The sequence below is a fragment of the Paenibacillus sp. An7 genome, assembly GCF_009870785.1.
Taxonomy (GTDB): Bacteria; Bacillota; Bacilli; order Paenibacillales; family Paenibacillaceae; genus Paenibacillus.
Genome location: NZ_WTWX01000005.1, coordinates 237,241 through 258,851 on the forward strand (window position 1 = coordinate 237,241; position 21,611 = coordinate 258,851).

The window sequence follows — 21,611 nt, forward strand, 5'->3', positions numbered from 1 at the left end:
TTCACACTAATGTAACATAAAAGCATAAAAAGAGGGAACTAGTATGTTCCCTCTTTTTGTCAAAATCCCTATTCAATTATCTTTCCGGTGAATACAAATGCAGCTGGCCCTGTCATATAAACATGATTATCTTCTTCATTCCATTCAATGAACAAATCTCCGCCCTTCAAACGAACCCAAGCGGATCTTTCCGTAAGCCCGTTTAATACAGAAGACACAAGCGTTGCACAAGCTCCTGTCCCGCATGCCAGTGTAGGACCCGCTCCCCGTTCCCATACTCTCATGTCAATATGCTCTCGGTCCTTTACCGTAGCAAATTCGACATTTATTTTTTTCGGGAAGAAAGGATGTGCTTCCAGTTTGGGACCCCAAGAGGCGAGATCAAAATGAACGGCATCCTCTACATAAATAACACAGTGCGGATTACCCATGGATACGGCGGTAAACCGGAAACCGCTCCCCCCTGCTTCAATCGGCTGATCCACTACCGGACTTTGATCTATGGTAGTAGGTATCTTGAGGCCGTCCAGTACAGGTGCGCCCATATCTACCCGAACCTTACTTACTGTCCCATCCTCTACCGTCAGCCCGACAGGTTGTACACCTGCTCCAATGGTCTCAATGGTAATCTGCTCCCGGTCAATGTATCCATGATCGTATACATATTTAGCTACACACCGGATCGCATTACCGCACTGCTCTGCTTCCGTACCGTCTGAATTCATGATTCGCATCTGAAAATCAGCCTTTTCTGAAGGTAAAATATATACTAAGCCGTCAGCACCAATTCCAAAAAAACGATTGCACCATTTGATTGCTAGTTCTGCAGCATTGGGAGGAAGCTCTTTCTCTCCATAAATCACAACAAAATCGTTGCCAAGTCCGTGCATTTTCGTAAATTCCATAATAAAACTCCACTCCTTTTGGCTTGTAATGGCCCCGATGTCATCATCGCCTGCAACCATGTAATCAATACGTGATTAAGCGACTTTTCAGGTTAGCATATCCTAAGGAGTGGAGGAATTGTATTGATTTTATGCTGAAAATTTTGTACTTTTTGGTGTGTACCCGCTTGTAGCCAGCCTGCGCCGATTTTTCCGGCCTCCCCATACGCTTCCTGCACCAAGCAAGAATGTTGGGATTCCTGCAGCTACGATAACAAGTGCCCATTCTCTCAAATCAAGCGCCGTAGTCTTAAAAATCGGCTGGAGCTGAGGTGTATACATGACGCCTAACAGCAGTACTACAGAGGAAATAACGGCAAACACCAAATATTTGTTCTGCAGCGGGTTTCGGTGAAAGATAGATCTTGAACTTCGGCAGTCAAAAACATGAATGAGCTGCGCCATAACCAGTGTTGCAAAAGCCACGGACTGTGCTTTCACCAGATGAGCAGGATTATGCGGATCTATGCGAAGCGTAATCCAGAATGCAGCAAGTGTGCATAATCCAATCAGCACGCCGCGGCTGATAATTTTCCAGCCCAATCTCCTCGCAAAAATATTTTCTTTTGCTGAACGCGGCTTATGTTCCATTAAATCCTTCTCCGCCTGATCCACACCGAGCGCCATGGCCGGGAGCCCATCGGTAACCAGGTTCACCCAAAGAATCTGTATCGGAAGAAGCGGAAGCGGAAGACCTGCCATCATCGCAAAAAACATCGTCAAGATTTCACCTACATTTGATGCGAGCAGATAACGGATGAACTTCCGGATATTTTCGTAGATGTTTCGCCCTTCTTCAATTGCTGCTACAATCGTAGAAAAGTTATCATCACTAAGAATGAGTGCCGAAGCTTCCTTCGTAACATCCGTTCCGGTAATCCCCATCGCAATCCCAATATCTGCGGCCTTAATTGCCGGCGCATCATTTACACCATCACCTGTCATCGCGACGACATGCCCTTTTCGCTGTAATGACTTCACAATTCGAAGCTTATGTTCCGGTGATACTCTCGCATACACATAGATCTGATCCACTTCTTTATCGAGGTCGTCGTCACTAAACTGAGTTAACTGCTGTCCTGTCATCACTTTCCCGCCGCGAGGCAAAATACCGAGCTGATGTGCAATCGCTTCTGCAGTAAGAGAATGATCACCTGTAATCATGACTGTCTTAATTCCAGCTCTTCTACAAGTCGCAATTGCATCTCTTGCTTCTTTACGCGGTGGATCAATCATGCCGGCAAGTCCGACAAATACAAGCTGGCTTTCTGCCTTACACTCATCGTGTACCTGTTCTTCCGGTCTCACTTCACGATAAGCCATGCCCAGCACTCGAAGTGCAGAACTCGCCATTTTCTCATTCGCCTGAATTACTTGCTGCCGGATCGCTGAGGTAAATGGAATGACTTTGTCATCCCATAAAATATAGACACATTCCTTAATAAGTACATCTGGTGCACCCTTTGTAAAAATAAGTCTTCCTCCCTGATGTTTCATCAGCACGGACATCAGTTTGCGTTCGGAATCAAAAGGAAACTCCTGAGCTCGCTCATATAGTCCAGATAGGCTTTGAGGAGACATTCCAAGCTTAGAGGCTAAGGTAACAAGCGCGCCCTCTGTAGGATCTCCTTTTAGTATCCATTCTGTTTCCTCATTGCTTTTTTTATTACGCGTGTCCTGAACCGGTACTTCCTCAATAAGTGCGTTGTTGCATAAACTGCTGACTTGAAGAAGTCTGCGCAAGGATTGATCATTCTTCAGATCTACTACATGATCTTGAAGTGTAATATGACCTACCGGTTTATAGCCCTCTCCTGTTACTTTGAGCTGCCTTCCGCCCTGCCACACATCTGTTACTGTCATTTTGTTCTGAGTTAAGGTTCCTGTCTTGTCTGAACAGATAACAGAAGCTGAACCAAGCGTTTCTACAGACGGAAGCTTACGAACAATTGCTTTTCGTTTGATCATCCGCTGTACACCAAGCGCAAGTGCGATAGTAACAATAGCAGGCAATCCTTCTGGTATCGCGGCAACCGCAAGACTTACACCCGCGAGGAACATCCCCACGGCAGGCTGTCCATGTAAAATACCAGCTACGACAACGAGTACCGTAAGAACCAGGGATACGATGATCAGGATCTTCCCAAGTTGTTCCAGACGGTGCTGGAGCGGTGTTTCCTGTGCTTCTGTATTCTGTATGAGGTCTGCAATTTTCCCCATTTCAGTATCCATTCCCGTACGAATGACGACCCCTTTCGCCGTTCCCCTCGTAACCATGGTTCCCATGAAGCCAACATTCTTGAGGTCTCCAAGTGGAAGATCTTCTTGCTCAATGACACTGCTGTGTTTACTTACAGGTACAGATTCGCCGGTTAAAGCAGATTCTTCCACGTCACAGTTACTTGTCATGATAAACCGGATATCCGCAGGTATACGGTCTCCGCTTTCTAGAAGAATAATATCGCCCGGTACAAGGTTTTTAGCCGGGATTTGTTCTACTTTTCCACCCCTCAGCACTTTTGACGTGGGAGCTGATAATTTTTTCAGTGCGCTAAGAGAACGTTCTGCTCTGAATTCCTGAATAAATCCGAGAATTCCGTTTAATAAAATGATAGCAATGATCGTTATTGCATCCAGGTATTCACCCAGCAATCCGGATAACAGCGTAGCTCCTACCAAGACAAGCACCATAAAATCTTTAAACTGATTTAGAAAAAGGGTGATTGGAGAAATTCCTTTTCCTTCTGACAGCTCATTTGGTCCTGACTTCTTCTGCCGGTTTGCTGCCTCATCCTTGGTTAGACCTAGCTGCGGCTCCACATCTAATTCTGACTTTAGTTCGTCTGCACCCATCTGATGCCACTTCTTCTGTTCCATATTCCAAGGTTCCCCTCCCGCTCTTTAGTCCTGTGCCTGTCCAGCTTTTCTTACATGTGTGCATTGCATCAGTCAAAATGTCACTTGTCTAATGCCGGACAAACTTCTAAAACTACTGTATTCGGACAAGTGGGGAAATATCACACAAAGAGGGCTCTTAAGTTTTTGTTCAAACTATGGCATGATAGATGGAGAAGAAATGTACAAAAGAGGAAACATGAAATATAAAAAACTAACCTGATACAAGATAGGAGAACATAGATTATGGCATTAGACGGAATTGTCGTTCGTTCTATCGTGCATGAGCTTCAAGTGCTCATTGGCGGACGCATGAGTAAAATACACCAACCTAACAGTCGCGATATTGTGATTAGTCTTCGAGCAGGGCGGGAAAATACCAAATTACTGATCTCAGCTAGTCCTACTTATCCGCGTGTTCAATTCACAAAACAGACGTTTGTGAATCCACCAGAAGCACCCATGTTCTGTATGCTGCTTCGCAAACACTGCGAAGGAGCTATCATTGAGAACATTAGCCAAGTCGGCATGGAAAGAATTATTCATATCGATGTTCGGCAACGGGACGAAATCGGCGATGTTTCCACGAAGAAAATTATTGTTGAGCTGATGGGCAGACACAGCAATGTGATTTTGGTAGACCCTTCCACAGGCAATATTTTAGATGGAATCCACCATGTGACGCCTGCGATCAGCAGTTACCGTGTCATTATGCCTGGATTCTCCTACATGGAACCTCCACAGCAGAATAAGGAAAATCCGCTCATCGCAAATCGTTCTTCCTTTGCAACATATGAGAACTATGAAGGAAGTGCATCGAAATGGCTGGTAGAAACTTTCAGCGGACTCAGCCCGCTGATTGCAGAAGAGATTGCATTCCGCGGCAAACAGAATGATCCAGAAGCAGTACGGGACACAGAACAACTGTGGAATGGTTTCTCTGAAGTGATGAATCTTGTATCTGGCAACAAGTTCACGCCCGTCATTGCAACGAATGCAAAAGAGAAAATGGTTTTTTCCGCCATTCCTCTTACTCACCTGAATGAGAATCAAACTTATGATTCAATGAGTGCATGTATGGAAGATTACTATGGGGAAAAAGCAGAACGGGACGTTGTCAAACAGAAAGTCAGTGACCTCCTTCGGTTCCTGCAAAATGAACGTAATAAAAACATTAAAAAACTAGATCATCTGAATGCAGATCTTGCAGAAGCGGATGATGCCGATCAGTACCGAATTTACGGTGAACTGCTGTTTTCTTCTCTTCATGCCGTTCAAAAAGGAGATAAAGAAGCCGTTCTTACGAATTTCTATGATGAAAATCAAGCGGAAGTACGCATCCCGCTGGACCCGCTTCTGACTCCATCCGATAATGCTCAGCGTTATTTTAAGAAATACAATAAATACAAAAACAGCCTGCAGATCATTGAGGAGCAGCTGATCAAAACGCGCGAAGAGATCATGTACATGGACAACTTATTACAGCAGCTGGCTTCTGCATCCATAAACGATGTCGAAGAGATTCGGGAAGAACTGGTCTCTGAAGGATATCTTCGGGACCGTAATAAAAAAGGAAATAAAAAAAAGAAAAAGAAGAATCAACTTCCTTCTCTGCAAGTGTTCACGTCTTCGGATGGTACCGAAATTTACGTAGGCAAAAACAACCTGCAAAATGAATACTTGACGAATCGTCTGGCAAGTTCTAATGACACATGGCTTCATACCAAAGACATCCCGGGCTCACACGTTGTCATTCGTTCCACCTCCTTCTCTGAGCAGACCTTGGAAGAAGCGGCCATGATTGCGGCTTATTACAGCCAGGCCAAAGAATCAAGCAGTGTGCCTGTGGATTATACAACCATCCGTCATGTGAAAAAACCGAGCGGTGCAAAACCCGGTTTTGTGATTTACGATAATCAAAAAACACTGTTTGTTACACCGAGTGAAGAGCTAATTAAACGGTTGCCTAGCCACATTAAGAATTGATCTTACCTTACTATTTTTAAAAAAGAAGAATCAAAAAGCAGCGTTCCCTATACGATAGCGAACGCTGCTTTTTGGCGGCAAAAGACCCGTTAGCTAGTCTAAGGGTTTTTGCCATTTTTTATTTTTCAGAACTCTGCTCCTGTAGTTGACTGAGAACAGAAGCACTTACGGTCACGCTGCCGAGATCCCCGTGGAATACAACTCCTTGTCTCGAACCATGATAATCAGAACCGCCTGTTACTATCAGGCCGTACTGCTCAGCCATTGCAAGATATCGCTTTTCCTCTTCGGGACCGTGATCTGAATGGTAAACTTCAATCCCCGCCGGATGACCATGTTCAATTATTTTTCGAACGAGTTCATCGTCGCCATAAAGTCCAGGGTGAGCAAGCACCGGCGTACCGCCTGCAGCTCTAATCCAGGCAAATGCATCTTCTGGTGTCACCCGCGGAACACTGACAAATCCCGGTTTACCTTCTGCTAAATAAAGATCGAAAGCTTCCCGCATATCACTTACATATCCTTTTGCTACAAGCGTATCCGCAATATGTGGACGCCCAACAGTTTCATCCTTTTCCAGCGGTCGACCCATCTCTCGAATGACGTCTTCCATTGAAATGACGAGCCCAAGCTCATTTAACTTTTCTAGAATAAGGATGTTCCGCTCCTCACGGGTTCTGCGCAGGGTTTCCAGTCTGTTGAGAAATTCAGCGTCATTTATATCCACGTAGTACCCAAGCACATGAATTTCTTTTCCCTCAAGTCTAGTACTGATCTCAACACCAGGAACAACCACGATTCCATATTCCTCGCCCGCTGCAAGTGCCTCTTCTACGCCTGCCACCGTATCATGATCTGTAATCGCAACAGCAGCAAGACCTTTGTTAGAAGCGATGCGTACATTTTCTGAAGACGGCTGCATTCCGTCCGATGCCTGGCTATGCGTGTGAAGATCACATTTTCCATTCAAAAGTTCTACATTCACAGTTTCTTTTTCTTTATTCATACGAATGCCTCCTTTCCAATGCTTTGTCATGCTTTATACAATATACACGGATTCTAGAAAACAAATCTTAAGATGTGCTTTGTCCTATCCTGCCGATCACGTCTAAATCCTGAGCATACTTTTTCAGATAATTCAAAAAAGTAACGGCTGAGATGGGTAACATGGAAGACTTCGAATATACCTCATAGAATTCCCGTGAGAATGTAATATCTTTTAAATCAAGCACTTTTACAAGGCCGAGCGCCACTTCATGCTTCACAGAATAGGGTGAAATAATCGTAATTCCCACACCCGCTTCCACCGCAGATTTAATAGCCCCCGTACTGCCTAGTTCCATGACAGTATTTAGACTCGATGGTTCAATCCCTTTATCTTTCATCGCATCTTCCATCACTTGTCTCGTTCCCGATCCTTTTTCTCTTACGATAAATGGATACTCCAGGATATCTTCAAGCTTTACCTCTTGCAAAAGAACGAGGGGATGCTGTGCAGGAACAATCAGTTTCAATTCATCATGCATCCCTGGCTCTACAATAAGATCTGGATGAGACAGCGGTGCCTCAATCATGCCAAAGTTCAATTGGTTTTTCATAATTCCTTCAACAATCTGTGTGGTATTCATTACATTCATCACGATTGAGATATCCGGATACTTCTTGCCAAAAGGTCCGAGCAGTCTAGGTAGTACATACTCACCGATGGTTAGGCTCGCTCCAATTAATAGACGTCCCTGCAGCCTGTCTGTGTAGGCGGCTACCGCTTCATCCGTTTCACGAAATAACTCCATACTTCTCAGTGCATAAGGAAGCAGGGCCTCACCTGCTTCTGAAAGCTCTATCTTTTTAGTAGAACGATGAATTAATTTGGTTCCGAAATAATCTTCAAGTGATTGAATTTGCATCGTAACCGCAGGCTGCGTCATATGTAAAGCTTGACCGGCTGCCGAGAAACTCCCTTTTTCCGCAACTGTATAAAAGATATGTAATTGGTGGAAATTCATCGATACTCCCCTCCCTGGCCTTCCTCTTATTGTAACCGAATTATACCAAAAAAAAGTGTGCAGCTTCTGCACACCTTCTTTACTACATTTACAAACCTTCTTTACTACATTTACAATAAAGTCCTGCTTATCTACGTTTACGGCTGTTCTTGACCAGTGTCATGCGCCTGGAATGACGCAACCAGGAATAATAAGTTTTGAGATCTCGAAGTTCCATCGTCTCCGACATTCTTCCAAGAAACGTTACAATAATCATTTTGTGAAGGGGATTACCTGTAATATCATATTCACCGGGTAATTCTGCGAATTCCGCAACCACGACAAGATCGCCATCAATTAAATATACATCTTGTTCATTTCGATAGTAAGGTGAGATCCTGTTCTGTTTGAGGCATTCCCAAAGCCATGCTGCAATGTTCTCAAAATCATTATTATCTTGTCTGACTCGGTCAACATATCGAAGTTTCGCATGGTTCGTTATGACAATGTCAGCCACTCTTTTATCACCCAAAGCCACAAAAAAAGGTTCATAGGTGCTCCAACGCTGCATTAACTTGTCACGCATGGGATATCACTCTCCACAAGATAGGTCTTTCTATCTACATATTTATCCAATATATTACATCATTAGTCCCGGAATCTCAAGTTGAAAATTAAGATCCTGTCTCCATAAATCCTAAATCCTGTAATTTTGAATAGCAGAGCTAAGTCACTAGCACTATTTATTCATACTCATATAAAATAACAGGAGCGACCAAAGGCAGGCCGCTCCAATCTATAATCTATTCAAAAAGTCAGCATATACCTAGCATTCGTTAACCGATACCGCCATAAAAGCTGGTCTTATCCGGAACATCTTTACTATACTCCGTCTTAATTTCATTACGATAAGATCGTTCTATTTTACGTACATAAGAGAGTTTACGTACGTTCTTCATTATATCTTCCGCGCGTTCCGCATTCACATACATTACGACATAATGCATTTTTTTAGAAATATAATGTACGGTTCCATACTTGTCTAAGTTGCGCGCTGCTTTTACATCACTTACCCATATGATATATCCTGTTCGTTCCGCGAACATGCGAATTTCACCTCTTTAGTAGGATTTGCATCTCTTTCTATCTATTGCAAAATCCTCTTACCAGAATTCCATTCTGGTAAGCGATTCTATACATATTAACCTCCGCAACCGCAGCTTCCACCGCCGCCGCATCCACCTTTTGGTGATGGGTTATTACTTGGTACCTTAATTGTGCTTGATACAGAGAAAGCAATCGTTTCAGACATTTGATGGAGCAGGCTGTCGAGCTGTTGCTCCGCTTCTTTAAAACGAATCACTTCTTCAAAAGTGTCCAGCTTATCTTCTACTGCCTTCACTTCATCCTTGGCACTGTGGAAGTTTGGATGGAAATGGCCAAAACGCTGGGTTTCAGCAAACAATTCCTTCTTATCTTCCAGCTTACGTACCCAATCTTGTATTTCTGGATTCGACTGAACCCGCTCTTTCCAATATAAATAATCTGAAACCAACGTGGATTCGTTGATCATATCACCTAGTTCATAGGCGTAAGTCAACACTTGGGCCATATCGACCGTGTTAAGTTCAGATACGCTCATGAAATTCATCCCGATCTATAATAAAGTTCCACTTCTCCTGAAAATACGAAGAGTGGACTATAACCTATCATAACATACCCGATTGTTCATAAGAAGAGTTTTGTTCCTAAACCCTCTCAGGATTTTACTTAAACTGGTAAAATTAGGATGAGATTTGTCCATTCAGCAGGCACAAGTGTACGCTGCTCAGCTACTTTTCTAGATGGATCAGGAAGCAGCCAACCGTTTACGGACCATGGTTCACCTTTTCCAATTGATTCTGGAATGAACTCCTGCCTCTCTCCCTCCAACTCCACTCCCATTCGGGTGCACCAGTTGATGGCCTGCTGTACCAGCTGTTTCGCTGTAGATGGATGGTACTCTCTCCATTCACTTACCCACATCTTCGGTACTTCTGTTATGTCTGGCATAATCGAGGCCTCATCCCGATCCTCCCGGACCCCTTCATAGTAATGCAGGTTTCGGCCTGTGTATACAAATCCCTGCCTTCCTTCTTCATTAAAATGGATAAATGGATTCTCCTCTACAGAGGACAGCATGACCTCGTCTTCTATCGAAACAGCCGGATAACTCCGTTCTTCTGTATCGATTCCTTTAACTGCCTTCGCCGGGGTGAGCCCCATCAGCGTTAGTCGCTTTCTTACTTCCGTCAATTTGTCACGCTCCAGTACGAAATGCAGCGGCCCAATTCTTTGTAAAGACCCATTCCAGGATGGATATGATTCAATTTGATCTGCATCCTGCTTATTTTCTGTGCTCAGCAGTATAACTTGGGAAAAAGAAGTTCTTCCGAGTTCACTTCCCCATTGTTTCAGTGCCAAGAGAACATTCTCAGGAATCGATCCTTGTGCATACCGAGTCAGCCATGTAAGCACCAAGGAGGGAGTAATCCCCACTTCTGCACCTTCACTGAGTCGCTCTCGCGTCAGCTTATAGATGGTCATATGATCTCGCACTGTAAGGTCTGCACAGCCTTCTAACATCCACCTTATAGAATAAGGCGCATCTGGAGGAACAATCACTTCAAAATCGGGCTGAACATAGATAGCTGGCTCTGTATATTGCTCTATATACTGCTCCGTATCCTCCGATTTATAATGGATAGGATTCGTCCACCGGAAGTATAAAGTCTCATCCGAAGCTGTAGATTTTCCTGTATCTCCATAACCAAACGCAGCGAGCAACGTGACCCATCCTATTGCATAACTTTGGAATTCAGAAAGATCTTGTTCATCAATGATACGGGCCTGTACAAACCGCCGACAGATCTGATCTATGCTCAGCCACTTCCCGGCATCTTTCCGGCTAAGTAGGGTCAACAGATAGCGATAATGCTGTAATCCAGCTTCTCCCGCGCTATAGCGCTCCATAATGGCAGTATAGATATTTCTCTCCATTTGATTCCTATCTAACTGCACCCAGCGGCTAACGTAGGATTCGTCCAGTCCGATTTCTGCCTCGTATTTCTTAGCGAGTCCGAGCGTAAACACTAAATCTAGAAGCACGGCTACTTGTACAGGATATATCTCCGGATGGGCATAGGATAATTTCAACAATTGAAAATCCGAACTTTTTAATACCGTTATATTTTCAATTTTGGATATCGCTTTTTTATGTATCGTCCCTTTTGCTGTCAGCGGAACACCGTGAATCGCAATGTAAGACAGCAGGTGAAGTATTTCCCCTGCAATGTTTGGTCTTGCTTCCATAGCAACTTGTATGTTTCCAGATGAGCTGGGTGAAATATCACTCATTCCATCCATTTCATCAACAAATAAGGGCAGCACATATTTCTCTGTCAAAAAGTAATGATGCCGGAAAGGGATAAAGTAAATATGTTCTCCCCATGTTTTTTTGGCAGCATCGATTGAGCCCTTTTTACGCAAACCATATAATGCAAGATCCACCTCAAGTCCGCTCATTTTCCCAGCAAATAAGCTTTTAAGTTTCTCCATTTGAAATGGATTTCCGCCGAACTCTAAAAATGCAGCCTGTAGAAATTGAGCTTCATTCGCTGACCATTCTACATCTTCTAATGATGTTGTCGTTTTTTCATTCTTCAACCGGAGGCAACCTCCTTTTCGTCTGTTACATGATATTCGTATCCTTGTTCTATTAGAAAGAGTTGTCTTTTTAGAGCAAAATCCTGTTCTTTTGTATTTTCCGAGACCAGCGTATAAAAATAAGCACGGTTATCTCCCTCTTTGGGCCGCAAGATGCGTCCTAGCCGCTGAGCTTCTTCCTGACGTGAACCGAAACTGCCCGAAATCTCAATCGCCAGCGCAGCATCCGGCAGATCAACAGCAAAATTGGCTACTTTCGAAACCACTAACACTGTAATTTCTTTTTCACGAAAAGCAGTATACAGCCTCGTACGCTCCTGTTCACTTGTTGCTCCTGTAATGAGCGGGACACCAAGTTCTTTAGCCATGGCCTTCAATTGTCCAACATATTGCCCGATGATGAGCGCAGGGACTTTTGGGTGTAGAGCAAGCAGCCTTTTTACCACATTAACCTTAGCTGGATTCTCTGCTGCTAATCGGAACTTCTGTCTGCTCTCCGCGTACATATAGGCTTCCTTAAGTTCATCGGACATGGGAACACGCACCTCGTTACAATTCACCTCTGCAATCCAGCCCTCCTGTTCGAGCTCCTTCCAAGGTAATTCATAACGTTTAGGTCCAATGAGCGAAAATACATCCTCCTCCCGGCCGTCTTCTCTAACAAGCGTGGCGGTAAGCCCGAGTCTTCTGGTCGCTTGGATATCCGCAGTAGCTCTGAACACCGGTGCAGGTAAAAGATGAACCTCATCATAAATAATGAGTCCCCAGCTGCGTTCTCCGAACAGCTTCATATGCGTAAACTCACTTTCCTTCGATTTGCGATGCGTCATAATCTGATAGGTTGCCACCGTCACTGGCTTGACTTCCTTACTATGACCAGAATATTCACCAATCGATGCAGATGGAATCGTTGTCTTCTGCTCAATCTCACGAATCCATTGCCTTACCGAAGTCGTATTTGATGTCAGAATAAGCACTTCCGTCTGTAGACGTTCCATAACCGCCATGCCGATAATCGTCTTCCCTGCTCCACAAGGCAGAACAAGGATTCCACTTCCACCAAAGCCATCTTTCCCTTCAAAAGCAGTCGCTGCTTCTCTCTGGTAATCTCGGAGTTCAAAGGGTTTGTTATGTAGCGTACTGTCTGTATTTCTCCACTGAAAAGAAAGCGGGCTTCCGTGTTTATATCCTGCAAGGTCCATTACCGGGTAACCGAGTCTCGTAAGTTCTTGCTTCAACAGTCCTCGGTACTTTCCAAGCACTTTCAGTTCGGTATCCGATAACCTGCTGAGCTCATAAGCAGTTAGTGATGGATGTGCTAGAATTTCTCCGAGCAGGTCCGTATCTTCACTCACCAGCCGAAAATCTTCTGACCGCGCGTCCGTTTGCAGGGTCAACTTACCGTATTTTTCAATAAGCTGCCTGATCTCTTGAGTAAGCGATGCGGGTACATTCCAGCGGGATACGGACTCTAATCTGCTTAGAATCTCATCAGCGGAATAACCTAAGGCAGCGGCGCTCCATAACGTAAGCGGCGTTATTTTGTATGTATGAAAAGCAGGAGGACTCTTGGTCAGCTCCGTAAAAGGAAGAATGAGTTCTCTCGCTTTTTCAGACTGAGGATGAGCTGTCTCCAGCAAAATGGTAAAGTCACGCTGTACAATACATGCATGATGTGAGTTCATTGGTGTTTACCTCCTTTATATCCAGTATTTCCTTTCAAGCGTGTGTTTATATCCATCATGGATCTCTGGATCTCTAATCTAACTTAAAATACAAAGAAAAAAGTTCATCTCTCACCCATCAGGTGAAAATGAACTTTTTCTTATTTATCATAGTATACAGGACTCTCGGCTCGTTCCCAAATATTAATGAGAAGGTTCAGAAATGTCGGTAAGCGCACTGCCAGCATGATTCTGAGACGAAGACTCCGTTGCGATATCGCCCAGGGACAAGATCCCCACGAGTTCTCCATTATCAACGACAGGCAGTCTGCGAACTTGATGCGCTGCCATCAGTTTTGCCGCCTCATCAATAGAAGCTGTAGAATTTACGGTATGCACGTCCGCAGTCATTACTTCTCTTACTTTCGTAGAACCCGGATTTTTTGAGGCAATTCCGCGTAGCACAAGATCACGGTCCGTTACAACCCCTACTAGCTTACGATGATCTTCTGTTTCTACAATTGGAATAAACCCCGTATCATGTTCTTTCATATTCAGTGCAACATCATATACATGCTTGTCCAGTGACACCGGAATCACATTCGTGGACATTACATCAGAAACATTTTTATTCATTAACGCCTGCTCCTCATCTATTAGATCTAACAACTCCTGGATCGTGCTCTTTTGTTAGAATACCCAAATAAACAAGTCGCATTCGCTTCCTCTCTTGAACTAAATCATCTTATGTCCTGTCCTATCTTATGTCCTATCGTCGTATTCTTTTAGGTAATTTTTCGTGATCTGAATAAATAGTTTCATGGCATCCAGCATTGCAGTTTCATCAAAATCAAATCTCGGATGATGATGCGGATATACGGCATCTAATTGTTCATTTCCTGCACCGACAAACATGAAACAACCTGGTTTCTCTTTTAAATAATACGCAAAATCTTCAGCAGGCATCATCTTCGGCGATACGCTTGCCCGCTCTGTGCCGAACTCTTCAGAAACTACCTTGAAGAACCGTTCTGCTTCCTTCTCATCATTAATGACGGGCGGATAACCCATCAAGTATTTGATCTCCGCCTCTGCGCCGTACGCGGCAGCGATCTGATTCGTTAATGTATGTATACGTTCTCTTATGATATATCTTGTTTCTTCATCAAAGGTGCGGACCGTTCCACTTATTTTATAGGTTTCGGCAATCACATTCTGAGCAGCCCCTGCCTGAATGGTTCCAATGGTGAGCACAGCCGGCTGAAGCGGGTCAACTGAACGACTCACTATACTCTGCATCTGAAGCACGAGCGCAGATCCAGCAACAATACTGTCAATACTTGCATGAGGTACACCGCCATGTCCTCCTTTACCTTTCAGCTCGATATAGAAGTCATCAGCACCAGCCATCATAGCCCCAGGAGTGCTGGCATAAGTACCTACAGGCATCGGAGACCATAAATGAATGCCATAAATCACATCTACCTCTTCCAATGCACCGCTAGCAATTACCTTCACTGCACCTCCCGGAAGAAGCTCTTCTGCGGGTTGAAACAAAAACCTGATCTCACCGATAAACTCATCTATATGCTCACTCATATAACCGGCCGTTGCCAGCAGCGTTGATGTATGTCCATCGTGACCGCAGGCATGCATTACACCATCAACTTGAGACTTATAAGGAACTGACTTTTCATCTTGAATAGGAAGCGCATCTATATCTGCTCTAAGCATCACTACAGGTCCAGGACGTCCTGAACGCAGAATCCCAATAACACCATGTCCTCCGACATTTGTAACGACTTCAAGGCCGAATGAACCTAGATGTTCAGCAATAAATTTTGATGTTTCGGACTCCTGAAAAGAAAGCTCCGGATGCTGGTGAAGATGACGTCTCCACTCTATCATCTTGCCGTTCCATTCTTCATAGGTATGCTCTATTCTCACGCTCTCCACCCCTTCAAATGTTTTCTTATTTAATTGTAGCAGAATTTATATGTAAACGATATGAAATGGAAGGTTATGGAAAGCTTGCACATGCTGAGGAAACATACTAATATGAAACTAGAAATGTAAGGGAGATTTTATTTATAGGAGGTATGGTCGTCAATGATATTTGAAAACACAGGCCTGGACGGTTTAAAAAGTGATCTGGCATACATGGACGAAAGTGCCGAGAAAGTCGGATTTATTCGTTGGCAGTGGGAATATTACCGCGCTACATACGACTACAAAATTGAGGACAACAAGACAAAAAACGAATATTTCTTACGTATTAATACACGGGCAATCGAGGGCAAACTAGAGAAACCAGACACCATTCTTTCGGTAGAAGCTGTTTATATCGGAAGAGCGACATTCCCCCATGGACTAGAGTATGAGAGTGAAATCCCTTCTCCTGTTCTGAATGTAGCGAATGAGAAAATAAAAGAGCTTAAGGAACTGCTTGAAGCTTAGGCACTATGAATGCTATGAAAAAAAATACAGCTAGGCCTCAGAGAAAAGGTTTGCCTGATTATCAGCTGCTGATCCTCACCTTGCTGCTTACCGGTTTCGGACTGGTTATGGTTTACAGCTCGAGTTCCAGCATTGCCCTCATGTCTGAAAAACTCAACTTTGACGCACTTTACTACACGAAAAGACAAGCGGTATATGCCATACTCGGCGTTATAGGCATGTTTGTTGCTATGAATATTCCTTTTGCAAAATACAAGCAATTATATAAACCTTTATTTTTTATTACCATTCTGATGCTCGTTGCCGTTCTATTCGTCGGAGTAGAAATCAACAAAGCAAGAAGTTGGTTTAACCTTGGATTTGCGACTTTACAGCCTTCCGAGATTGCCAAAATATCAATCATTCTATACTTATCTGCGCTTATTACTAAAAAAGGAGAGCGTTTCCGAGACCTCAAAACCGGATATATCCCGGTGATGATTATTGTCGGCTTTGTTGCGGGACTCATCATGCTGCAACCTGACTTTGGTTCTACCTTTATTCTCGTTGCCACCTGCGGCCTCATTATTTACGCAGGCGGGGCAAGTATGAAGCACATCATGGGTTCCATCGGACTGCTCATTCTTGGCGCGGCCATTGTCATGGGTGCTGGTTATCTAGTGGATTTAATGTCCGGGAATGTATCCGGAAGTTCATACAGTTATAAGCTGGCACGATTTCAATCTTTTCTCGATCCGTTTCATGATAAGACTGGAGATTCTTACAACCTGGTGAACTCACTTACCGCCATCGGAACAGGCGGCTTTACGGGTACAGGAATTGGCCAAGGGGTAATTAAGCTTCACTATCTACCCAATGCATTTAATGACTTTATCTTTGCTGTCATCGGCGAAGAACTCGGATTCATCGGCACTACTATTTTCCTCATTATTTATGTTTACTTTATCTGGCGTGGGTTTACGATTGCACTTCGCTGCAAGGACATCTTCGGGACACTGGTTGGCGTCGGAATTATGGGGCTTATTGCGATTCAGGCCTTCATCAATATCGGCGGAGTGACTCAAACGATCCCTGTTACAGGGGTAACTCTTCCTTTTATCAGCTTTGGGGGAACCTCTTTGCTCGTAACGATGACAAGTATCGGGATCATGCTTAGTATTTCCCGGGAAAACAATTTGGAAACATCGCAAGAGACGGTTAAATCTGTTCGAACGGTAACGGAAGAACGACCATCCCCTGCTCTTGTCACGCGGAATACGCAAAAACGACGCAGTTCACGATCCAGGTAATAAAAGAAGGACAGTCTCGGTATTACCGAGACTGTCCTTCTTTATGCGGCTTTTATGCCATCCATTATGATAGGTAAGATCAAACATTGTAAGATAAGATTTGCATCTTATTGCTCGTCGCCTCGGAAGGAAACACCTTCTACCTTCACGTTCACTTCAACAACTCGAAGACCTGTCATACTTTCTACTGCCTCACGTACATTCTGCTGAAGCATCCGGGATACTTCGTGAATAGGTGTCTCGTAAAGAACAATAATACGGAGATCAATGGCTGTTTCCGTTGATCCTACTTCTACAGTGACACCCTTTTGCACATTTTTTCCGCTGAGGCGTTTGGCCCAGCCTTCAGATAAACCTCCAGACATTGCTGCAATCCCCGGAGTTTCTAACGCTGCAAGGCCAGCAATTTTTGCTACAACATCATTGGATATCCGGATGTCGCCTGTTTCGATTTTTAGCTGTTCTGACATGCCATATCCTCCTTTGCTTCTTTATAAGATATTTTAATGCTTCTGCCCCCCAAATTGCAAATAAAAGTGCCATCTAACTGCTTAGGCAATGAAAACAATTTCATAATTCAGCATTATATCAAATGTATCATATCAGATGTTTCATATTACATAGGAAAGGGGGAATATAGTTATGAATTCGGATCTAACTTCGTTCTTACAAATGAAACGTTAGAAAAAAGGAGACAACATATGAGTAAAGTTAGAACCTCGCTGCTGATCATTACATTTTTACTAAGTGCGGTTTCCCATTACCTTCACTTTGACCCGCTTATTCAGTTTGTCCTATCCGCCGTCGCGGTAGTCTTTGTCGCTGGATTTTTAGGAAAAGCCACAGAGAATGTAGCTCACTATGCAGGGGAACGATTAGGCGGATTTCTCAATGCCACTTTTGGAAATGCAGCCGAACTTATTATTGCTATCTTTCTCGTTAAAGAAGGTCTTTATGACATGGTCAAAGCAAGTTTGACCGGTTCCATTATCGGTAATTTACTGCTTGTGCTAGGTCTTAGCATCTTTCTCGGAGGCACCAAATTCAAGGTTCAGAATTTCAACCAATCCCTTGCGGGAATGAACGGTTCTCTCATGATTGTTGCCGTAATCGCACTGTTTGTCCCGGCTGTATTCTTTAATACGCATACAATTACTGTCCCTCAAACCGAAACCTTGAGTCTCATTGTAGCTGGTATTCTTATTGTTAGCTATATTGCTTGGATCATTTTCTCGATGATTACACATAAAGACATCCTTACAGAGAACGTTGCTGAAGGAGAAGATCATGAGGAGCCTGCTTGGTCTAAGAAAAAATCAATTGCTTATCTTGTACTCGCTACAGTAATGGTTGCTTTTGTCAGTGAATGGCTTGTTGGAACACTGGAAACCCTGACTGTTCGATTTGGTCTTAGTGAAATCTTTGTCGGTGCATTCCTGGTAGCGATCGTAGGAAACGCTGCTGAACACAGTGCAGCAGTCCTGCTCGCTATGAAAAACAAAATCGGAGCAGCTGTTGAGATTGCAGTAGGCAGCAGTTTGCAAATCGCGTTGTTTGTTGCACCCGTACTCGTCTTCACTAGTTTCTTTTTTGGAAACACCATGGACATCGTATTTACTACGATTGAACTCGTAGCCATTGGCGTTGCCGTATTTATCTCCAAATCGATTATTCAAGATGGATCCACCAACTGGTACGAAGGGCTTCTTCTTATGGCTGTTTATGCTATTCTTGGTGTATCATTCTTCTTAATTTAGGCTTATATACAAAAAAAGCATGCATCACCAATCTGCATGCTTCTATGAAAAGATGCCAGGAGCTTACTCCTGGTTTCCTTTTTTATTAAGTGCCTCGTACAGGACAGCAAGATTACGTTCAAGGTTGTTTACCAACTGTTTACCTGTATCGACCGGAAGAAGACCTGCACGCACTGCAAAATCGACTTCTTTTGAAAATCCGAACACTTGCGTATCCAGTACTTCCTCATAGAGAGGGCAATAACGGGTTGCCAGATTCTCCATCTGAACTTGAATCAGTTTTTCTATTTTATATGCATCTTCTTCAAGAAGACGAATTGCTTTGGAATTAAGTTGTTCTTGCAGATCTGATGAAGTCATGCACTCTTCCCCCCTACGTCCAGAATCTTGTACAACAATCTAATCTTAATATTAGACGAAAACCGTTCTCAATACAAGAAGCATCTAAAAAAAGCATCTTTGCCAAATTTGGCAAAGATGCTTTTACTGCTGTATTGCTGTTATTCTGTTGCAAGCGAAACAGTAAGTCCATGTTTTTCGAATACTTCGGATAACTCTTTCTTCGCTGCATCTGCATCTGGTCCATGAACATGAAGTTCATAATTTTTTCCGCCAACAAGCGTGGTAAACAGTCCCAGAATGCTCTTCACATCAATGTACTTTGTGTCAGAGTGGAGTACGATGGAAGAAGCGAATTTGCTAGCCGTTTGCGCAATCTCCACCACTGCCGCGTTATTGTTCGACATAGGAATCCCTCCGTCTAGTGTAAGAATATTCTACTCTTTATAACCACTAACAATATACATTGAATCCGCTTTCTTAGCAACTACATTTTCCATTTACTTGTTAGCAACGTTTGTTTTAAACCAAGTTTTCAGGATTCAGTCCTTGCAGTTCGGGGATGACAAAAATTCCATCTTTACGGATCAAAACATCATCAAAATAAATCTCTCCACCGCCGTACTCTGGACGCTGAATAAGTACCAGATCCCAGTGAATAGATGAAGTGTTTCCGTTATCTGTTACATCATATGCCTGCCCTGGCGTAAAATGAAGACTTCCTGCAATCTTTTCATCAAACAGGATGTCTTTCATCGGGTGCAGAATATGCGGATTAAATCCAATCGCAAATTCACCGATGTAACGTGCACCCTCATCTGTGTCCAAAATTTCATTGAGTCGTTTCGTATCAGTACTTGTAGCTTCTACAATCTTACCGTTCTCAAAACGGAATTTAATATTCTCAAATGTAATCCCATTGTATAACGTAGGTGTGTTATAGCTGATTGTTCCATTTACCGAATCGCGAACGGGTGCGCTGTATACTTCTCCATCCGGAATATTTTTCTCTCCCGCACATTTTTCTGCTCCAATGGATTTAATGGAGAAATGAAGATCAGTTCCGGGGCTGACAATGCGGACTTTATCGGTTTTGCGCATGAGTTCAGCCAAGGGATCTTGTGCATTGTTCATTTTGGCATAATCCAAATTACATACCTTGAAATAAAAATCTTCAAAAGCTTCTGTACTTGTGTTGGCAAGCTGCGCCATACTTGCGTTCGGATAACGCAGAACTACCCACTTCGTACGCTTCACGCGCTCTTCGCTATGTACAGGGTGTGAATAGAGTGCATTGTACATTTTCATTTTTTCTTCAGGCACATCAGCGAGGTCATTCGCATTTTCACCAGCGCGGATTCCGATGTATCCATCCATAAGTTCCATGCGCTTCAAGTCAATCTCTGCCCATGTTTTCAGCTGTGCTTCTGTTGCACCCATCAGCATGGAACGAAGTACCGTTTTATCAGTCAGCTGAACAAATGCATTACCGCCGGCTTTACCGATTTCTTCAATAATGGCATTCAGCAGGTCGCGTTCTGAGCCGATCATCTCCACAAGAACATTTTCTCCTGGTTGTACATTTACAGAATATCCAACCAAATTTTGAGCAAGTTTTTGAATTCTTGGATCTTTCATCGTTATATGTTGCCTCCTTCATGTAGTAAAGCTTCTACCGTTGTCTAACATTTCCATTGTATCATGCAGTTTGTCTGATGGAATACTTCATGTCAGAATTCAGTTACTTATAATGATCAAAATATACATCCGTCACAAGAAGTTCCTTTTTAGGGGCTCCTTCTGCTTCCTCGTAACGGATCTCACTTTCAGAAGACAATCTCAGGGGAAGATTCGTTCTTTTATCAATGAGCAGATGATATACGAGTGTAGCTTGTGCCCTTGTCAGATAATCTTCCAGCTGACTTTTCTGCTGTTCATAGAGGGTATTTAGTTCCTTCAAACATTTACTGCGTTTATCATTAGGAACCGTACTCGTGAGAGCCGGAAGCTCACTCTGAAGTTCCTGCATTTCCTCTTCAAGCTGATTACTCAGATACATTACTGCTTCTTCACCTTCAAGTTCAATTCTAATCATTTGTTTCCCTCTTGGGACACCATACTCCGTACGAAACGTTTTGTTTTTCGTTTGTTCAATAGCTTCTAATTGGGCTACCGGATTCCAGCGCGCTAAAGGTGGTTTTGTCCCATCTAAAGACTCCGCTTTCCACTCTTTATTCACCCTTTTCAAAGTGAGTGACCTTGTTTTTGTGTCGGTACTGCTTGGAGATTTTGGAGATAAATAACTCTCAATAACGACCTCATTATGATTTTTGAGCGTACCTGAATACTGATATTCCGTATCAAATAATCCATGATCATCCGTTCGAATGGCCGCTTTTCCTCGAAACATCATCTCTTCTTTACCAGCTAACCCTGTTAATGCACGTTGAAAGATTTCTTTCGGGTCCTCCTGATACCTGTAAGCACAGCCCGATCCCAAGGACAGAACAGCGGTGCATATGATTGCCATCAAGAAACGATATAATGATCTACACATACCAACCCAACCTTTCCTCATTAATTGTTAGGT

The 21,611-nt window shown here is 43.4% G+C and carries 20 protein-coding genes; 4 read left to right on the plus strand and 16 right to left on the minus strand.

Annotation, left to right across the window (positions count from 1 at the left end):
• Positions 1-68: 68 nt before the first annotated feature.
• Together dapF and GQY27_RS09515 are read right to left on the minus strand one after the other, a co-directional pair.
• A complete protein-coding gene (gene dapF / locus GQY27_RS09510; protein ID WP_160033614.1) occupies positions 69-905 on the minus strand; it encodes a diaminopimelate epimerase in 837 nt (278 codons plus the stop codon).
• Positions 906-1,034: 129 nt separating this feature from the next.
• On the minus strand, positions 1,035-3,821 hold the full coding sequence (locus tag GQY27_RS09515; RefSeq protein WP_160033616.1) for a calcium-translocating P-type ATPase, SERCA-type: 2,787 nt from the start codon (positions 3,819-3,821) through the stop codon (positions 1,035-1,037).
• A 264-nt stretch (positions 3,822-4,085) separates the two neighbouring features.
• On the opposite strand from GQY27_RS09515, the gene GQY27_RS09520 reads away from it, so the two are divergent.
• Complete coding sequence (locus GQY27_RS09520; RefSeq protein ID WP_160033618.1) at positions 4,086-5,825, plus strand: Rqc2 family fibronectin-binding protein; 1,740 nt, start codon at positions 4,086-4,088, stop codon at positions 5,823-5,825.
• A 118-nt stretch (positions 5,826-5,943) separates the two neighbouring features.
• Here the strand turns inward: GQY27_RS09520 and GQY27_RS09525 are convergent, their stop codons facing one another.
• From GQY27_RS09525 to GQY27_RS09565, 9 genes are all read right to left on the minus strand, one after another.
• Positions 5,944-6,831 carry a PHP domain-containing protein gene (locus GQY27_RS09525; RefSeq protein ID WP_160033620.1) on the minus strand — a complete coding sequence of 296 codons (888 nt, stop codon included), beginning with the start codon at positions 6,829-6,831 and terminating at the stop codon, positions 5,944-5,946.
• 67 nt (positions 6,832-6,898) lie between these two features.
• Positions 6,899-7,831: a selenium metabolism-associated LysR family transcriptional regulator gene (locus GQY27_RS09530; RefSeq protein ID WP_160033622.1), complete on the minus strand. Its 933-nt coding sequence runs from the start codon at positions 7,829-7,831 to the stop codon at positions 6,899-6,901.
• Between the two features lie 127 nt (positions 7,832-7,958).
• A complete protein-coding gene (locus tag GQY27_RS09535; protein ID WP_160033624.1) occupies positions 7,959-8,396 on the minus strand; it encodes a hypothetical protein in 438 nt (145 codons plus the stop codon).
• Positions 8,397-8,646: 250 nt separating this feature from the next.
• Entirely contained in the window at positions 8,647-8,916 is a 270-nt protein-coding gene (locus GQY27_RS09540; RefSeq protein ID WP_160033626.1) for a YlbG family protein, read from the minus strand.
• Between the two features lie 95 nt (positions 8,917-9,011).
• On the minus strand, positions 9,012-9,452 hold the full coding sequence (locus GQY27_RS09545; RefSeq protein WP_160033628.1) for a YlbF/YmcA family competence regulator: 441 nt from the start codon (positions 9,450-9,452) through the stop codon (positions 9,012-9,014).
• 128 nt (positions 9,453-9,580) lie between these two features.
• Entirely contained in the window at positions 9,581-11,515 is a 1,935-nt protein-coding gene (locus GQY27_RS09550; protein WP_160033630.1) for a helicase-associated domain-containing protein, read from the minus strand.
• A complete protein-coding gene (locus tag GQY27_RS09555) occupies positions 11,512-13,200 on the minus strand; it encodes a DNA repair helicase XPB (protein ID WP_160033632.1) in 1,689 nt (562 codons plus the stop codon). The genes GQY27_RS09550 and GQY27_RS09555 overlap by 4 nt, the downstream gene beginning before the upstream one ends.
• Positions 13,201-13,383: 183 nt before the next feature.
• Positions 13,384-13,815 carry a CBS domain-containing protein gene (locus tag GQY27_RS09560; protein WP_160033634.1) on the minus strand — a complete coding sequence of 144 codons (432 nt, stop codon included), beginning with the start codon at positions 13,813-13,815 and terminating at the stop codon, positions 13,384-13,386.
• A gap of 126 nt (positions 13,816-13,941) precedes the next feature.
• Positions 13,942-15,087: a M20 family metallopeptidase gene (locus tag GQY27_RS09565; RefSeq protein WP_160033700.1), complete on the minus strand. Its 1,146-nt coding sequence runs from the start codon at positions 15,085-15,087 to the stop codon at positions 13,942-13,944.
• A 201-nt stretch (positions 15,088-15,288) separates the two neighbouring features.
• On the opposite strand from GQY27_RS09565, the gene GQY27_RS09570 reads away from it, so the two are divergent.
• Positions 15,289-15,636 carry a YugN family protein gene (locus GQY27_RS09570; RefSeq protein WP_160033636.1) on the plus strand — a complete coding sequence of 116 codons (348 nt, stop codon included), beginning with the start codon at positions 15,289-15,291 and terminating at the stop codon, positions 15,634-15,636.
• A 14-nt stretch (positions 15,637-15,650) separates the two neighbouring features.
• Positions 15,651-16,925, plus strand: a complete 1,275-nt coding sequence (gene ftsW, locus GQY27_RS09575) for a putative lipid II flippase FtsW (protein WP_160033702.1) — start codon at positions 15,651-15,653, stop codon at positions 16,923-16,925.
• Positions 16,926-17,032: 107 nt separating this feature from the next.
• Here the strand turns inward: ftsW and GQY27_RS09580 are convergent, their stop codons facing one another.
• Positions 17,033-17,395 (minus strand): Asp23/Gls24 family envelope stress response protein, encoded by a 363-nt coding sequence (locus GQY27_RS09580; RefSeq protein ID WP_160033638.1) that lies wholly within the window; start codon positions 17,393-17,395, stop codon positions 17,033-17,035.
• A gap of 231 nt (positions 17,396-17,626) precedes the next feature.
• Between GQY27_RS09580 and cax the strand changes: the two genes are divergently transcribed.
• The gene (gene cax / locus GQY27_RS09585) at positions 17,627-18,682 is read left to right on the plus strand and encodes a calcium/proton exchanger (protein ID WP_160033640.1); all 1,056 of its coding nucleotides are present in this window, start codon (positions 17,627-17,629) and stop codon (positions 18,680-18,682) included.
• Between the two features lie 63 nt (positions 18,683-18,745).
• Here the strand turns inward: cax and GQY27_RS09590 are convergent, their stop codons facing one another.
• The 4 genes from GQY27_RS09590 to GQY27_RS09605 all read right to left on the minus strand — a co-directional run bounded on the left by GQY27_RS09590 (position 18,746) and on the right by GQY27_RS09605 (position 21,578).
• Positions 18,746-19,042: an Fpa/YlaN family protein gene (locus GQY27_RS09590; protein WP_160033642.1), complete on the minus strand. Its 297-nt coding sequence runs from the start codon at positions 19,040-19,042 to the stop codon at positions 18,746-18,748.
• Positions 19,043-19,182: 140 nt separating this feature from the next.
• A complete protein-coding gene (locus GQY27_RS09595) occupies positions 19,183-19,428 on the minus strand; it encodes an HPr family phosphocarrier protein (RefSeq protein WP_160033644.1) in 246 nt (81 codons plus the stop codon).
• 115 nt (positions 19,429-19,543) lie between these two features.
• A complete protein-coding gene (locus tag GQY27_RS09600) occupies positions 19,544-20,659 on the minus strand; it encodes an aminopeptidase (RefSeq protein WP_160033646.1) in 1,116 nt (371 codons plus the stop codon).
• Between the two features lie 103 nt (positions 20,660-20,762).
• A complete protein-coding gene (locus GQY27_RS09605) occupies positions 20,763-21,578 on the minus strand; it encodes a hypothetical protein (RefSeq protein ID WP_160033648.1) in 816 nt (271 codons plus the stop codon).
• Positions 21,579-21,611: the final 33 nt, after the last annotated feature.

Bases quoted from the DNA above. Each gene is read 5' to 3' on its own strand.
- dapF (WP_160033614.1), bottom strand. From the start codon at position 905: ATGGAATTTACGAAAATGCACGGACTTGGCAACGATTTTGTTGTGATT.
- GQY27_RS09515 (WP_160033616.1), bottom strand. From the start codon at position 3,821: ATGGAACAGAAGAAGTGGCATCAGATGGGTGCAGACGAACTAAAGTCA.
- GQY27_RS09520 (WP_160033618.1), top strand. From the start codon at position 4,086: ATGGCATTAGACGGAATTGTCGTTCGTTCTATCGTGCATGAGCTTCAA.
- GQY27_RS09525 (WP_160033620.1), bottom strand. From the start codon at position 6,831: ATGAATAAAGAAAAAGAAACTGTGAATGTAGAACTTTTGAATGGAAAA.
- GQY27_RS09530 (WP_160033622.1), bottom strand. From the start codon at position 7,831: ATGAATTTCCACCAATTACATATCTTTTATACAGTTGCGGAAAAAGGG.
- GQY27_RS09535 (WP_160033624.1), bottom strand. From the start codon at position 8,396: ATGCGTGACAAGTTAATGCAGCGTTGGAGCACCTATGAACCTTTTTTT.
- GQY27_RS09540 (WP_160033626.1), bottom strand. From the start codon at position 8,916: ATGTTCGCGGAACGAACAGGATATATCATATGGGTAAGTGATGTAAAA.
- GQY27_RS09545 (WP_160033628.1), bottom strand. From the start codon at position 9,452: ATGAGCGTATCTGAACTTAACACGGTCGATATGGCCCAAGTGTTGACT.
- GQY27_RS09555 (WP_160033632.1), bottom strand. From the start codon at position 13,200: ATGAACTCACATCATGCATGTATTGTACAGCGTGACTTTACCATTTTG.
- GQY27_RS09560 (WP_160033634.1), bottom strand. From the start codon at position 13,815: ATGAATAAAAATGTTTCTGATGTAATGTCCACGAATGTGATTCCGGTG.
- GQY27_RS09565 (WP_160033700.1), bottom strand. From the start codon at position 15,087: ATGATAGAGTGGAGACGTCATCTTCACCAGCATCCGGAGCTTTCTTTT.
- GQY27_RS09570 (WP_160033636.1), top strand. From the start codon at position 15,289: ATGATATTTGAAAACACAGGCCTGGACGGTTTAAAAAGTGATCTGGCA.
- ftsW (WP_160033702.1), top strand. From the start codon at position 15,651: ATGAAAAAAAATACAGCTAGGCCTCAGAGAAAAGGTTTGCCTGATTAT.
- GQY27_RS09580 (WP_160033638.1), bottom strand. From the start codon at position 17,395: ATGTCAGAACAGCTAAAAATCGAAACAGGCGACATCCGGATATCCAAT.
- cax (WP_160033640.1), top strand. From the start codon at position 17,627: ATGAGTAAAGTTAGAACCTCGCTGCTGATCATTACATTTTTACTAAGT.
- GQY27_RS09590 (WP_160033642.1), bottom strand. From the start codon at position 19,042: ATGACTTCATCAGATCTGCAAGAACAACTTAATTCCAAAGCAATTCGT.
- GQY27_RS09595 (WP_160033644.1), bottom strand. From the start codon at position 19,428: ATGTCGAACAATAACGCGGCAGTGGTGGAGATTGCGCAAACGGCTAGC.
- GQY27_RS09600 (WP_160033646.1), bottom strand. From the start codon at position 20,659: ATGAAAGATCCAAGAATTCAAAAACTTGCTCAAAATTTGGTTGGATAT.
- GQY27_RS09605 (WP_160033648.1), bottom strand. From the start codon at position 21,578: ATGTGTAGATCATTATATCGTTTCTTGATGGCAATCATATGCACCGCT.